The 12,922-nt window shown below is 68.5% G+C and carries 11 protein-coding genes and 2 pseudogenes; 8 read left to right on the top strand and 5 right to left on the bottom strand.

Annotated features, from left to right (window positions below; all coding sequences use genetic code 11):
* The 4 genes from AOQ53_RS36570 to AOQ53_RS36555 all read right to left on the bottom strand — a co-directional run.
* The coding region (locus tag AOQ53_RS36570) for an SAM-dependent methyltransferase (protein WP_174523404.1) at positions 1-447 on the bottom strand (447 nt) is incomplete at its 3' end.
* A gap of 137 nt (positions 448-584) precedes the next feature.
* Complete coding sequence (locus AOQ53_RS36565; protein WP_059424030.1) at positions 585-1,064, bottom strand: hypothetical protein; 480 nt, start codon at positions 1,062-1,064, stop codon at positions 585-587.
* Positions 1,065-1,141: 77 nt separating this feature from the next.
* Positions 1,142-1,297 (bottom strand): hypothetical protein, encoded by a 156-nt coding sequence (locus AOQ53_RS47070; protein ID WP_236711940.1) that lies wholly within the window; start codon positions 1,295-1,297, stop codon positions 1,142-1,144.
* Positions 1,298-1,733: 436 nt separating this feature from the next.
* Positions 1,734-2,135: a RidA family protein gene (locus tag AOQ53_RS36555; RefSeq protein ID WP_059424033.1), complete on the bottom strand. Its 402-nt coding sequence runs from the start codon at positions 2,133-2,135 to the stop codon at positions 1,734-1,736.
* A gap of 95 nt (positions 2,136-2,230) precedes the next feature.
* Between AOQ53_RS36555 and AOQ53_RS36550 the strand changes: the two genes are divergently transcribed.
* The 8 genes and pseudogenes from AOQ53_RS36550 (at position 2,231) to AOQ53_RS36525 (ending at position 11,547) form a co-directional block, all read left to right on the top strand.
* Positions 2,231-3,211 carry a helix-turn-helix transcriptional regulator gene (locus AOQ53_RS36550; RefSeq protein WP_059424029.1) on the top strand — a complete coding sequence of 327 codons (981 nt, stop codon included), beginning with the start codon at positions 2,231-2,233 and terminating at the stop codon, positions 3,209-3,211.
* A gap of 819 nt (positions 3,212-4,030) precedes the next feature.
* Positions 4,031-4,216: pseudogene (locus AOQ53_RS48485) on the top strand (IS701 family transposase); the annotation flags it as partial.
* A 492-nt stretch (positions 4,217-4,708) separates the two neighbouring features.
* Positions 4,709-4,870 carry a hypothetical protein gene (locus AOQ53_RS45085; RefSeq protein ID WP_167745805.1) on the top strand — a complete coding sequence of 54 codons (162 nt, stop codon included), beginning with the start codon at positions 4,709-4,711 and terminating at the stop codon, positions 4,868-4,870.
* 391 nt (positions 4,871-5,261) lie between these two features.
* Positions 5,262-6,272: an ABC transporter substrate-binding protein gene (locus AOQ53_RS36545; RefSeq protein WP_059424027.1), complete on the top strand. Its 1,011-nt coding sequence runs from the start codon at positions 5,262-5,264 to the stop codon at positions 6,270-6,272.
* Positions 6,273-6,366: 94 nt separating this feature from the next.
* On the top strand, positions 6,367-7,905 hold the full coding sequence (locus AOQ53_RS36540) for a sugar ABC transporter ATP-binding protein (protein WP_059424025.1): 1,539 nt from the start codon (positions 6,367-6,369) through the stop codon (positions 7,903-7,905).
* On the top strand, positions 7,902-8,996 hold the full coding sequence (locus tag AOQ53_RS36535; RefSeq protein WP_059424023.1) for an ABC transporter permease: 1,095 nt from the start codon (positions 7,902-7,904) through the stop codon (positions 8,994-8,996). Before AOQ53_RS36540 ends, AOQ53_RS36535 begins: the two co-directional genes overlap by 4 nt.
* Positions 8,993-10,018 carry a galactofuranose ABC transporter, permease protein YjfF gene (gene yjfF / locus AOQ53_RS36530; protein WP_059424022.1) on the top strand — a complete coding sequence of 342 codons (1,026 nt, stop codon included), beginning with the start codon at positions 8,993-8,995 and terminating at the stop codon, positions 10,016-10,018. Before AOQ53_RS36535 ends, yjfF begins: the two co-directional genes overlap by 4 nt.
* Positions 10,019-10,116: 98 nt before the next feature.
* Entirely contained in the window at positions 10,117-11,547 is a 1,431-nt protein-coding gene (locus AOQ53_RS36525) for a glycoside hydrolase family 43 protein (protein ID WP_059424020.1), read from the top strand.
* Between the two features lie 621 nt (positions 11,548-12,168).
* On the opposite strand, the pseudogene AOQ53_RS36520 reads toward AOQ53_RS36525, so the two are convergent.
* Positions 12,169-12,859: pseudogene (locus AOQ53_RS36520) on the bottom strand (transposase); the annotation flags it as partial.
* Positions 12,860-12,922: the final 63 nt, after the last annotated feature.

The following is a 12,922-nucleotide window of genomic DNA, read 5'->3' as shown; positions in this document are numbered from 1 at the left end:
CAGGTCGAGCGTGCCCGCGGCGGCCTCCAGGACTGCCTCCGGGTCGTACAGGTCGGCGTCCAGATACGCGGTCCTGCCCTCGGGTGTGCTGGTGAGCAGGGCGTTGGCGTGGGCCAGCACGATGGGGTCGTTGTCGACGTACACGATCCGGGAGTCCGGTGCCACGCGCTGCGCGACCTCGTGCGTGTTGTCGGCGGTCGGCAGCCCGGTGCCGATGTCCAGGAACTGCCGCACACCCTGCTCGACGGCCAGGTACCGCACCGCCCGTCCCAGGAACCGACGGCTCGTGACCGCCACGTCGACCAGGCCCGGGAAGATCGACTTGATCTGGTCGCCGATCTCGCGGTCGACCTCGTAGTTGTCCTTGCCGCCGACGAAGTAGTTCCAGAATCGGGCCGAGTGCGGCTTGGACGTGTCGATACGGTCACGCAGGCTGTCGTCGAGCACGGCAGGGCCTCCTGGGGGTGGGGAAGGGGGACCGGCCCACCAACCTAGGTGAACTCCACGCTCCGACAGGGAGGTTGTCCCACCCCGTCACCCGACCGCCGTGGGGTTTCGGCCACGCGGAAGCGAGCCCCCGCCCGTCACACCCCGCCGGAGGCGAAACCGCTCAGGCGCCGGCCGCCACTCCCGCCGTCGTCCCCGTGCCGCCGTGTCGCCAGCCACACGCCGCGCCCTAGGGCCCACAGAACCAGCCCGGCGGCGACCGGCGTACCGAAGATGATCAGCAGCCCGGCACCGATGTTGGCCCCGACGCCCCCCGCGGTCAGGATCCGCCAGCCCACACCGGCCATGAGCCCGACGACCACCAGCGGCCCGAGCACCCCCCACCAGCGCCGGTCCATCGCGCCACGCCGCGCACCCCGCACGAGCACCGCGGCACCGACCCCCGCCAGCACCAGCGCGAGCCCACCGACGCCGGCGGCCACACCGTCCCCGATGTCCCACGGCTGATAGGCGTAGTCCAGCTCACTCGCCGGCAACCCGTCGTAGTTCTGCTGCCCCATCAGCCCCCAGGCGGCGACAGGCACCCCGAGAACGAGCGCGGCCCCGGCCGAAAGCATTCCCCGATTCTTCATACCGCCATGGTCACTCCGGCCTGGCGGGGCCGTCATGAGCACCCGTACTCAAGTACGCCGGCCTACCCGCGCCCCGGCCCGAGGGGTGCGGCAGGCAGCCCGAAGTGCTCGGCGATGATCCGCACGGTTTCCGTGTCGTCCGAGTTGAAGCCCGGGTCGGTGTCGTAGCGGGTGGTGCGCCCGACGATCCCCTCCTCCAGAAACTGCCGTATGAACAAGTCGGCCTGACTGCCGAAGCGGCGGGACTCGCGACGCGCACCGACGTTGAAGAGCGAGACGGCGAAGCCGCCACGGCTGTAGGCGAACCGGTACGGACGCTCGGCGCAGTGGGGGACCGCGTACTGACGGCCGTCGCCGCACGAGTGCCTGACCGACCCGGAGGGCCACGAGTTATGCGTCCTCGGCTCGTCCTGACGCGGAGTCTTGACGACGCCCCGAGGGATCGGCGCGGCAGTCAGGGGATGACGAAGGCCGCCTACGGGATCCGTAGACGGCCTGTCCGCTGGTCCCCCCGCAGGGTTCGGACCCGCGACACCGCTCTACGAGTTCGATCACTCGGCAGCGGAGCCTCGGGTAGTGGCGCCTTGAAGGTGCTGGTAATGGTGCCTGGCAGTTGCTCCGCGCCACAGCCCCGGAGCCCGGCGAGGCGGCGAGTCAGGGCCGGGCGGCGAGGGCCTCGACCTCGAACAGCACGTCAGGCGTTGCCAGGCTCGCGACACCGATGAGAGTTTGCGTGGGCGGTTTGTCACCCCAGCACTCGTGCACGGCCCCGGCGATGGGCCCCAGCTTGCTGACGTCATGGTTCACCACATACGTCCTGAGCTGGACGACGTGGCTGAGGTCAAGCCCGTGGGCGGCGAGAGCGACTCCGATGTTGTGGAACGTCTGCTTCACCTGCTCGGAGAAGTCGGTAGAGACGACCGCGCCGTCTGGACCCGATCCGTACTGACCCGAGACGAGTACCAGCTCCGTACCCGCGGGGACGGTGGCGGTGTGGCTGTAGCCGAACGGGACCGGGTCGTGTAAACCGTCCGGATTGACAAGGGCGTGTGTCATGCAGATCACCTCTCATGTGCGACGGGCTTTGTGCGCTGGTAAGCCTCCCAACGAATCACGACATCGCGTGTCATGTATTCCAGTAGTGTTTTCGTATGCGCGCCGACCGGTTGGTATCGCTGGTGCTGCTGCTCCGGCAGCACGGTCGGCTGTCCGCGGCCGCGCTGGCCCGCGAGCTGGAGGTATCCACCCGCACCGTGCTGCGCGACATCGAGGCGCTGTCCGCAGCCGGCGTCCCGGTCTACGCCGAACGCGGTCGGCACGGCGGGTTCGAGTTGCTGCCCGGTTTCCGTACCGAGCTCACCGGACTGAACCACGACGAGGCACTTGCCCTGCTGATCGCCGGATCACGGCGCGGCGCGCAGGCCTTCGGTCTCGGCTCGGCGCTCGCTTCGGCCATGCTCAAGGTGGTCGACGCGCTCCCCGAAAGCCACCGGGCCACCGCGGCCGGCGCGGCGCAGCGAGTGCTCATCGACCCGGAGACCGACCTCCTCGCGCGCCGGCTGGTCGCTGAGGAGGTGCCCGACGCCATAGTGACCGAGGTCAGGCGCGCGGTGTTCGCCGGACACAAGCTGCGCATCCACTACGCGGCTGCGGACCAGACCCCGAAGTGGCGCACGGTGGACCCGATCGGCCTGGTCACCGTGCGCGACCAGGGCTACTTGCTGGCCACCAGGTCTGGTGCGGACCGCACCTACCGGCTGTCCCGCGTCCTGGCCGCCGAGGAACTCGCCGAACCGGCACAGCGACCGGACCGGGTCGATCTCGACCGGGCCTGGCAGGAACGCAGCACGCGGTTCCGGACCGGCGGCGACCAAGTCACCGTGCTGGTACGGGTGAACCCTGCGCGGCGGCACGACCTGGTGGGCACCGCGCTGGCCGTCCGCGCCGAAGAAACAGACGCGGACGGCTGGTTGCGGCTGGAGGTGACCTTCCAAGATCCGAGACACGCCGAATGGGCACTGTGGCACCTCGCCACGAACGCGGAGGCCCTGGCCCCGCAGTGGTTGCGCGACTCCCTGCGCGAGCGCGCCGCCGCGATCGCCACCTGCTACGGAGGGTCGTCCCGAGAGTAATCGGCCGAGCCCGCCGTCTTCGGCCTCATCCGGCAGTGATGGTGAACTCCGTCCACTCGATGCCGGGGACACGGAAACTGGCTTTGACGTTGGAGGACGCGATGCCCTCGACCTCATGACGTACGCCTGGCTCTGGGCCGCTGAGCATCCAGGGCGTCGCGATCCTCCACGCCCACTGAAGGGCCGTCCTGCCGTGAGGGCAGGGAGATGGCGAAGGCTGCCTACGAGGTCCGTAGGCGGCCTGTTGCTGGTGCCCCAGCAGGATTCGAATCTGCGACACCCGCTTTAGGAGGGAGGGTGGGGCGTCTTGCCGGTGACCTGAGGCTTCCGCGGCTGAGCTGACAGGCACAAAGACGCGCGCCAGTCACCCCTCCTGACTGTGGTGGACGGCTGGATCTGGCACGACTGTGGCACGCGGAGGCGGAAGGCTGCGGGCGACACGGCCGAGCCGCGCTTCCGCTACCTGCGGCACACGGGCAACCCCGGCCTCTACGTCAGGGGGCGGCATACGGGAACTGATGAGGCGGATGGGGCACAACGACTCTCGCGCCGCGGTGATCCACCAGCACCTGACCAGTGACCGTGACCGAGCTGTCGCCGATCGGCTCGGTGCCATGATCCGAGGCGGTGGGGGGAGCGGTCTCGAGCTCCTCGGGGAGGGCCGAACGGCGGTCGCAACAAGTGCGTAGCCACAACGCCTGAACTGTGAAGGGCCATCCTGAGGGACCTCTGAGCTGGCCCTCCCGTGCTCCTCGCCCGTGCAGCTCGGATACCCCCTCGCACTCGGCGATGCCGACACATCTCACTGCGGGCGGAGTCGACCACCGCGAGATGAAGCAGGCCCTGGGCCAAGGCCACTTCGAAGGCCGCACCTGGAGGGAGTGGCGTCACCACGTCACCCTCGTCTCAGTCGCGCACGCCTTCCGCCCCCTCAGCGCATCCCCCGATCACCAAAAGAGACGGCGTCGGCCTGAGCCTCCACCGGCTCGCCACGAACCGCAGTGAGACCTCGCCATCCGAGTTCGCCGACGGCGACGCCGGCCCGGGCGTCGGTCATCTGCAGCGGGCGCCATGCCCCAAGCCACGTACGTCCGAGATCCCGTACAGAGTTCGATCCGCCGTTCAATGACCGAAAATATGGCCACGCCCGCCGAGCGTCAATATCTCCGCCGAAAAGGCGATTCCGCGCCGGGTGACCGTGCGGCAGTCCGCTACCCGCGTTACTCAAACGTGATGGCCCGTTCTCGCCCAACCCCTTGACCTGCTGGAACGGTAGGCGCTCACTATGACCTTCGCATTCACCGACCGCTTCAGGGGGGACAGCCGTGGCACACCCGGCACACAGCAGGACCTCCCTGGCGGATCGCCAACCTGTTCCAGTCCTGCCGCAGGGCAGTTGCCAAGGAGGTGCGGTCATGGCGCAATCCCTGCTGCGGCCGCCCACCTTTCCGGTGGTGACCTTCGGCAGTGGCCGCGTCCCGGAGGCGCCCCGACGCCATGAAGGATCAGCGCCCCGGTGCACGGCTGGCCACCAGGTGCCTCCTGGCGGCCGGTTGCCGCGTCACCTGGCATCTCGCGGGTTCCGAGAAGCGGCTGGAGGCCGAGGGCCGGGTCACCGTGCGGGCCGGGAACCGCTTCGGCGGGCGGGCCGGGGTCTGAGCACGCTCTTAACCAGCCGGCGACTGTAAGGCGCTGTTCGTCGCGGACGCTTGGCGAGGTCGGCGTCCGCACCTCCCACGACATCGCGGCGGCCGGGTTCCCCGCGTCCTGGGGTCGGAGTTCTTCGCCCCTCCGCTGAGCGCCATACGCCAGGACCTCTCCGCGGTGGGGAAGCGGAGCCATCGCCTTTCCTTCGGCCCGCTCCACTCCCCCCCGAAAACTCACCCCGCCCCGAGACCCTCTGACGGCATCCCCCGCATGTTCGACACTTCGAACGTTGGCCGGTCAGCAGAACAGACCACCGCGCTTCCACAGCTCCCGACGGAACGTCAGAAGCGACCTCACGCAACCGAGTCCAATCCCCGGGCCGGCTCCACGAAGGAGAAGAAACATGCTGAACAGAAGAAACTTCCTTACCGCGGCGGTCGGCGTGGCGGCTGCGACCGGACTCGCGGCCTGCGCCAAGGAGGACGGCAGCTCTGCCGCCGCCGCCGGCAGCGGCAGCGGCAGCAAGGCGATCACCCTCGGCTTCTCCCAGGTCGGCTCGGAGAGCGGCTGGCGCACCGCCAACAGTGACTCGGTGAAGTCGGCCGCGAAGGAGGCGGGCTACACCCTCAAGTTCTCCGACGCCCAGCAGAAGCAGGAGAACCAGATCTCCGCGATCCGCAACTACATCGCGCAGAAGGTCGACGTCATCGCCTTCTCGCCGGTGGTCGTCACGGGCTGGGACGCGGTGCTCAAGGAGGCCAAGGCCGCGAAGATCCCGGTGGTCCTCACCGACCGCTCCGTCGAGACCTCCGACGACTCCCTGTACGTGACCCTGGTGGGCTCCGACTTCACGGACGAGGGCCGGCGCGCCGCCAGGATCCTGGAGAAGGTCCTGGAGAAGGCGGGCCACAAGGGCGCCGTGAAGATCGCCCAGCTGGAGGGCACCACCGGCGCCGCCCCCGCGATCGAGCGCGCCAAGGGCTTCAAGGAGGTCATGGACGCGGACCACGCGGACGACTGGAAGGTCGTCGTCAGCCAGACCGGTGACTTCACCCGTGCCGGCGGCAAGCAGGTCATGGCGGCCTTCCTCCAGTCCAACCCGGACATCAACGTGCTCTTCGCGCACAACGACGACATGGCCATCGGCGCCATCCAGTCCATCGAGGCGGCCGGCAAGAAGCCCGGCAAGGACATCCTCATCGTCTCCATCGACGGCGTGAAGGACGGCTTCGTCGCCATGTCCGAAGGCAAGATCAACGCCATCGTCGAGTGCAACCCGCTGCTCGGCCCGCAGTTGATGGAGGTCGTGAAGAAGGTCAAGGACGGCGAGACGGTCGAACGCTGGATCAAGACCAAGGAGAGCGACTTCATGCAGGACCAGGCCAAGGACGCGCTCCCCACCCGCAAGTACTGACCGACCGTCCCCGCCGGTGGGAGCCTCCACCCGGCCGACATCCCTCGGCCGGGTGGCTCCCCGCGGACCTGGACCATTCACGAGGAGCGCTGCCATGGCAGAGCCGCAGCCCGTCCTGGAGATGACGGGCATAGTCAAAGAGTTTCCGGGGGTACGGGCTCTGTCGGGCGTCGACTTCCGGCTCTTCCCCGGCGAGATCCACGCCTTGATGGGCGAGAACGGTGCGGGGAAGTCCACTCTCATCAAGGTGCTGACGGGCGTCTACTCCCTGGACGGCGGCACGATCACCCTGGACGGCGAGTCCGTACGGTTCGGCAGCCCGCTGCAGGCGCAGCAGGCCGGCATCAGCACGGTCTACCAGGAGGTCAACCTCTGCCCCAACCTGTCGGTGGCGGAGAACATCTTCATCGGACGCGAACCCACCCGCGCCGGCCGCATCCAGTGGAAGCGGATGCGCAAGGAGGCGGCGGAGCTGGTCGACCGGCTCGGACTCGACATCGACGTCGCCGCGCCGCTGTCCTCGTACCCGCTGGCCGTGCAGCAACTGGTCGCGATCGTACGGTCGGTGGGCACCGGGGACCGGGGCGGCGCGGGACTCGGCACCAAGGTGCTGGTCCTCGACGAGCCGACCTCCAGCCTCGACCGCGACGAGGTCCTCGAACTGTTCCGTCTGATGCGGCAGTTGAGGGACGAGGGCGTCGCGATCCTGTTCGTGTCGCACTTCCTCGACCAGATCTACGAGGTCTGCGACCGGATGACCGTCCTGCGCAACGGCACCCTGGTCGGCGAGCACCTGGTCCGCGACCTCGACCAGGTCGGGCTGATCGAGCTGATGATCGGCAAGGCCCTGGACCAGCTCGAGGAGCTGCACGAGCACCAGCTGCGCTCCGACGTCGGCGAGACACTGGTCCAGGCCGAGGGGCTCGGCCGCACCGGCGGGATCGCCCCCTTCGACCTGGAGATCAACAAGGGTGAGGTGCTCGGGCTCGCCGGACTGCTGGGATCGGGCCGCACCGAACTCGCCCGGCTGCTGTTCGGAGCCGACCAGCCCGACAGCGGCAAGGTGACCATCGGCGGCAAGCAGGTCTCGATGAGCGCCCCGAACGACGCCATCGCGGCCGGTGTGGCGTTCTGCTCGGAGAACCGCAAGAGCGAGGGCCTGGTCCCCGACCTGACGGTGCGCGAGAACATCATCCTCGCCCTCCAGGCGGCCCGCGGCTGGACCCGGCCCATCCCGGTCTCCCAGCGCGACGAACTCGTCGCCAAGTACATCAAGGCGCTGGACATCCGCCCCGCCGACCCGGAGGCCCGCGTGGGCCGGCTCAGCGGCGGCAACCAGCAGAAGGTACTGCTCGCCCGCTGGCTGATCACCCAGCCGAAGCTGCTGATCCTGGACGAGCCGACGCGCGGCATCGACATCGGCGCCAAGACGGAGATCCAGAAACTGGTGGTGTCCCTCTCCGAGGACGGCATGTCGGTGCTGTACATCGCGGCCGAACTGGAGGAGGTGCTCCGGCTCAGCCACACCATCGGAGTGCTGCGCGACCGCCGGCTGGTGGCGCGGCTGACCAACGGGCCGGAGATCACCACCAGCAAGATCCTCGAGACCATCGCGAGCGGAGAACACCAGTGACCACCACCTCCCGCTGGCGAGCACTGACGCATCACCACCTGTTCTGGCCGGTCGCGGTCCTGATCGCCCTGCTGCTCGTCAACGTCCCCTTCACGCCCGACTTCTTCTCGATCAACATGACGGACGGCCACCTCTACGGCAGCCTCGTCTCCATCGTGCTGTTCGGCTCACCGCTGATCCTGGTCGCGGTCGGCATGACCCTGGTCATCGCCACCGGCGGCATCGATCTCTCCGTCGGTGCCGTGGTCGCCATCACCGGCGCCCTGACCTGTTCGTACATCAGCGACCAGGCCGACCAGAACACCTTGTCCGCGGTGTTCCTGGCGATGGGCATCGGGCTGGTGGCCGCGGTCGTCTGCGGTCTGTGGAACGGCTTCCTGGTGGCCAGGATGGGAATCCAGCCCATCATCGCGACCCTCATCATCATGGTCGCGGGCCGAGGTGTCGCCCAGCTGGTCACCGACGGCCAGATCATCACCGTCAACAGCGAGCCGTACAAGCTGATCGGCGGCGGCTACTGGCTGACCCTGCCCTTCTCCATCTTCGTGGTGGCGGCGGTGGTGGCCGTCACCGTGGCGCTCACCCGCCGCACGGCGCTCGGCCTGCTGGTCGAGTCGGTCGGCGGCAACGCCGAGGCCAGCCGCCTGGTCGGCATCAGGTCCACGCGCATCAAGATCATGGTCTACATGTTCTGCGCGCTGTGCGCGGGCATCGCGGGCCTGATGATCAGCTCCAACACCTCGGCCGCGGACGGCAACAACGCCGGTCTGTGGATCGAACTCGACGCGATCCTCGCCGTGGTGATCGGCGGCACCTCGCTGCTCGGCGGCCGGTTCTCCCTCGGCGGCACGGTGGTCGGCGCACTCGTCATCCAGACCCTGACCACCACGATCTACACCATCGGCGTGCCGACCCAGACCAACCTGGTCTTCAAGGCCGCCGTCGTCATCGTCGTCTGCCTGCTGCAGTCCCCGAAGTTCCGGGCCAAGGTCTTCGGCGCGAAGGGCCCCAAGGGCCCGCGCCGGGACGCCGCCCCGGTGGAGCCCGCTCCGGCGGCCGACGCCGCCCCGAAGATGGAGGTGTCGCGATGAGCGCGACCGCCCAGACCCCCAAGGCGGCTCCGAGCGGCAGTACCGCCTCCCGTGCCGCGAGCCTGCTCGGCGACCGGCGTCTGCCCGTCCTGGTCACGGCCGCCCTGTTCATCGCCATGTACGTCGGTGGCCTCAGCCGGTACCAGAACTACGGGTTCGCCGAACCCCAGGTGTTCCTCAACCTGTTCATCGACAACGGCTATCTGCTGGTCGCCGCCATCGGTGCCACCTTCGTCATCATGTCGGGCGGCATCGACCTGTCCGTGGGCTCGGTGATCGGCTTCACCACCATGTTCACGGCGTGGCTGGTGGAACGTCAGGGACTGCCGCTGCTCCTGGTCGTCCCCCTCGCACTGGCCGTCGGCGCCTTCGGCGGTTTCCTGATGGGCTATGTGATCCACAACTTCGAGATCCAGCCGTTCATCGTCACGCTCGCCGGGCTCTTCCTCTTCCGCGGGCTGTGCCTGGTCATCAGCAAGGAGTCCATCTCCATCAACGACGCTTCGGTGGGCACCCTGGCCCAGACGCGGGTGTCGCTGGGCGTGGGGGACCTGTCGATCGGCGCCGTCGTGGCCCTGGTCGTCCTCGCCGTAGCCTCCTACGTGCTCCACTACACCCGCTTCGGACGCCGTGTGTACGCCATCGGCGGCAACGAGCAGTCGGCTCTGCTCATGGGCCTTCCGCTGGGCGGCACAAAGATCGCCGTGTACACGGTGAGCGGCTTCTGCTCGGCCCTGGCGGGGCTGCTGTTCATGCTGTACATCCAGTCGGGCGACCCGCTGCACGCCGTCGGCATGGAACTCGACGCCATCGCCGCCGTGGTCATCGGCGGCACCCTGCTGACCGGCGGTTCCGGTTATGTGCTGGGCACACTCTTCGGTGTGCTGGTGCTCGGCCTGATCAAGAGCGTCATCACGTTCGAGGGGACGCTCAGCTCCTGGTGGACGAAGATCGCCACGGGTCTGCTGCTGTGCGCCTTCATCCTGATCCAGCGGACCATGACGTCACGCCGGAAGACCTGACGGGCACGGCTGAGAGCCGCGACAGCGGCATGTGAGTCGACGCCGTCGGCGCGGCGACCACGGGGCAACGGAAAGTCAGAGAAAGACGGGACACGCAGATGCGCGCGCTTCTCTCCAGGCTGTCGGCGATATCGCTCGCCGCCTGCCTCCTCTTCACAGGCCAGGCCCTGACCACACCTGACCGGGCCGCCGCCGCCGACCCGGGCTACCTGATGACGCACTTCGTCGGGGAGGGGTCGACCGGTCAGCAGATCTACTTCTCGCACAGCACGGACGGCCTGAACTGGAGTGACCTCAACGGCGGCGGGATGACCCTGCGGTCCACGGTGGGAACCCGTGGGGTGCGCGACCCCGCACTGGTCAGAGCCCCCGGCGGTGACAAGTACTGGATCATCGCGACCGACCTGTGCATCGGCTGCGGGCAGTCATGGGACGACTCAGTGAACAACGCCAGCCGCAACCTCGTGGTGTGGGAGTCGACGGACCTGGTCACCTGGTCGCAGCCGCGGCTGCTCAACGTCGCCGGCGCGATCCCCGACGGGCGCAACGCCTGGGCGCCGGAAGCGATCTGGAACCCCGAGACCAACGACTACGTCCTGTACTGGGCGACGAACGCGACCCGGGGCGGCGTGCTCAAGCACCGCATCTACTACGCCCGCACCACCGACTTCCGCACCATCACCACCCCGCAGCTCTACATCGACCGCCCCGGCACCCAGAACATCATCGACACCCAGATCGTCGAGGTGCCGTCCGGCGTCGGTGACTTCCGTTACGTACGGGCCTCCGGCGACGGCCAGATCACGCTCGAAGGCAGCAACTCGATCCTCGGTACGTGGACCAACCTCGGCAACCTCTCCGGCATCGGCCTGACCGGCTCCCAGGTCGAAGGCCCGATGTGGATGAAGTTCCGCGACCGCAACGAATGGACCCTGTACCTCGACCAGTACGCCTCCGGACGCGGCTACATGCCGGTCACGACGACCAACCCCTCCGCCGCCGGCACCTACCGCCTCCCGGCGTCGGGAAGCTACAACCTGGGCGGCACGAAGAAGCGCCACGGTGCGATCCTCAACCTGACGGCGGCCGAGGAGAGCCGCGTGCTCTCACGCTGGGCCAACACCCCGGCCAAGCGGCTCCAGTCGTTCAACTTCCAGGACCGGTACGTACGGCACGCCAACTTCGACGTGCGCATCGACCAGAACGTCACCGGCCCGGACGCCCAGTTCCGGCTGAGGCCCGGCCTGGCGGGCTCCGGCACCGTCTCCTTCGAGTCGGTCAACTTCCCCGGCCACTTCCTGCGGCACTCCAACTACGACTTCCAGCTGGCCTACAACGACGGCACCACCCGGTTCGCCGCGGACGCCACCTTCCGCCAGGTCGCCGGCCTCGCCGACCCGACATGGTCGTCCTTCCAGTCGTACAGCCACCCCGACCGGTACATCCGCCACTACGCCTACGAACTCCGCCTCGACCCGATCACCACCACGACGGCCCGCAGCGACGCCACCTTCCGCGTGACGAACTGACCCACGCCGACAGGCGATCCCATGAAGTGACGCGCCCCACGCCTGCGCGAGGTCCCTCGGCCATGGCGGGGCCGCAGGCGGTTGTGCCCGCGGCCCCGTTCGGGTGTTGGGGTCAGGAGGGGTTGCCGTACTGGAGGCCGCGTCCGTTGGTGCCGACAAGGGCCAGTTCGAGGGGATCATGCCCCTGAACTGGCCCTTAGCTCTGTGCCCCGGCAGGATTCGGACCTGCGACACCCGCTTTGGGAGTGGGGTCGAATCCTTGCCGGGTGGTGCCTCGCGCTACCTCGGGATGCTGTTTGGCCTGATCAGCGCTCTGCGCCGTCGTGCGTAGTCCCGCTCGTGACGTGCTGTGCCGGACCGTCCGCTCACGCATCGCGCACGCATGGGACGCCGGGCACGGGTTGCTCCCAGATAGCCGGGTGGCAAATGCTGGCGAATCGTGGGTCTTAGCCTCGATCTTGTATGAGGGTCCGTCAGCTTGCTGACGGACCCTTTGTGGCGAGTGTCGGTGCGGAATTTCGGGGTCTGGGCAGGTTGAGTGCCCGGCTGTCGCGTCGGGTGTGCGCCGGGTTCCACGGCTCCGGTGGGCTGGTGCTGCTCGCAGGGGCGGGAAGGTGCTCGTCAGCCGGGGTTCGGTAGGGCCTGGAGCCGGTCCAAGGCATCGATGATCACGTCAGTCCAAGGCCAGTGCCTGGCCAGGCGGATGTAGCGGCGACGGCCGGTGGTGACGAGCTGGGCGGCGGTGGAGAACAGCTGAAGCCGCAGGATGCGGGGCTCCCAGAGCCGGGCTTGGCCGGTCAGAGCGAGCAGGGGCATACAGGCCAGCAGGTCGAGGGCGATCTGGACGATCTCCAGCCAGATCTGGTTCTGCGCGGTGCCGTGGAGAGGGAGGTTGCGCAGGCCGGTGGCGCGGGCGGCGCGGATGCGGTCCTCGGCGCGGGCCCGCTGCCGGTGGCGTAGTTCGAGGGCGGCGATCGCCTCGCTGGCCGTGTTGGTGGCGAAGCAGGTCAGTCGCATGCCGTCGGCGTCGGTGAAGCGCAATTGGGCACCGGGGTGCGGCCGTTCCTTGCGCACGATCAGTCGCAGCCCCTTCGGCCAGCCGGTCAGGCAGTCGCCGGCGAGTTCGGCCCCCCAGCCAGCCGTCGCGGATGTCGCCTTCGGGTTCAACGGCCGGTGTCCAGGCCGAGGCCGGGACCTTCGAGACGGCCTGGTGGACGGCGTCGGTGATGGTCATCCCGACCGAGTACGACAGCCACCGCCCGCGCCGGGCGAGCCAGGCGACGAACTCGTGGGTGCCGCCGCCGGAGTTAGACGCCATCTCATTTGGTGAGTCTGCGGTAACAGATGAGGGTGCACGCGATGCTCGTGAAGGCGA

The organism is Streptomyces azureus, from assembly GCF_001270025.1.
GTDB lineage: Bacteria > Actinomycetota > Actinomycetes > Streptomycetales > Streptomycetaceae > Streptomyces > Streptomyces azureus.
This window is presented reverse-complemented; position numbering and strand designations above follow the sequence as displayed.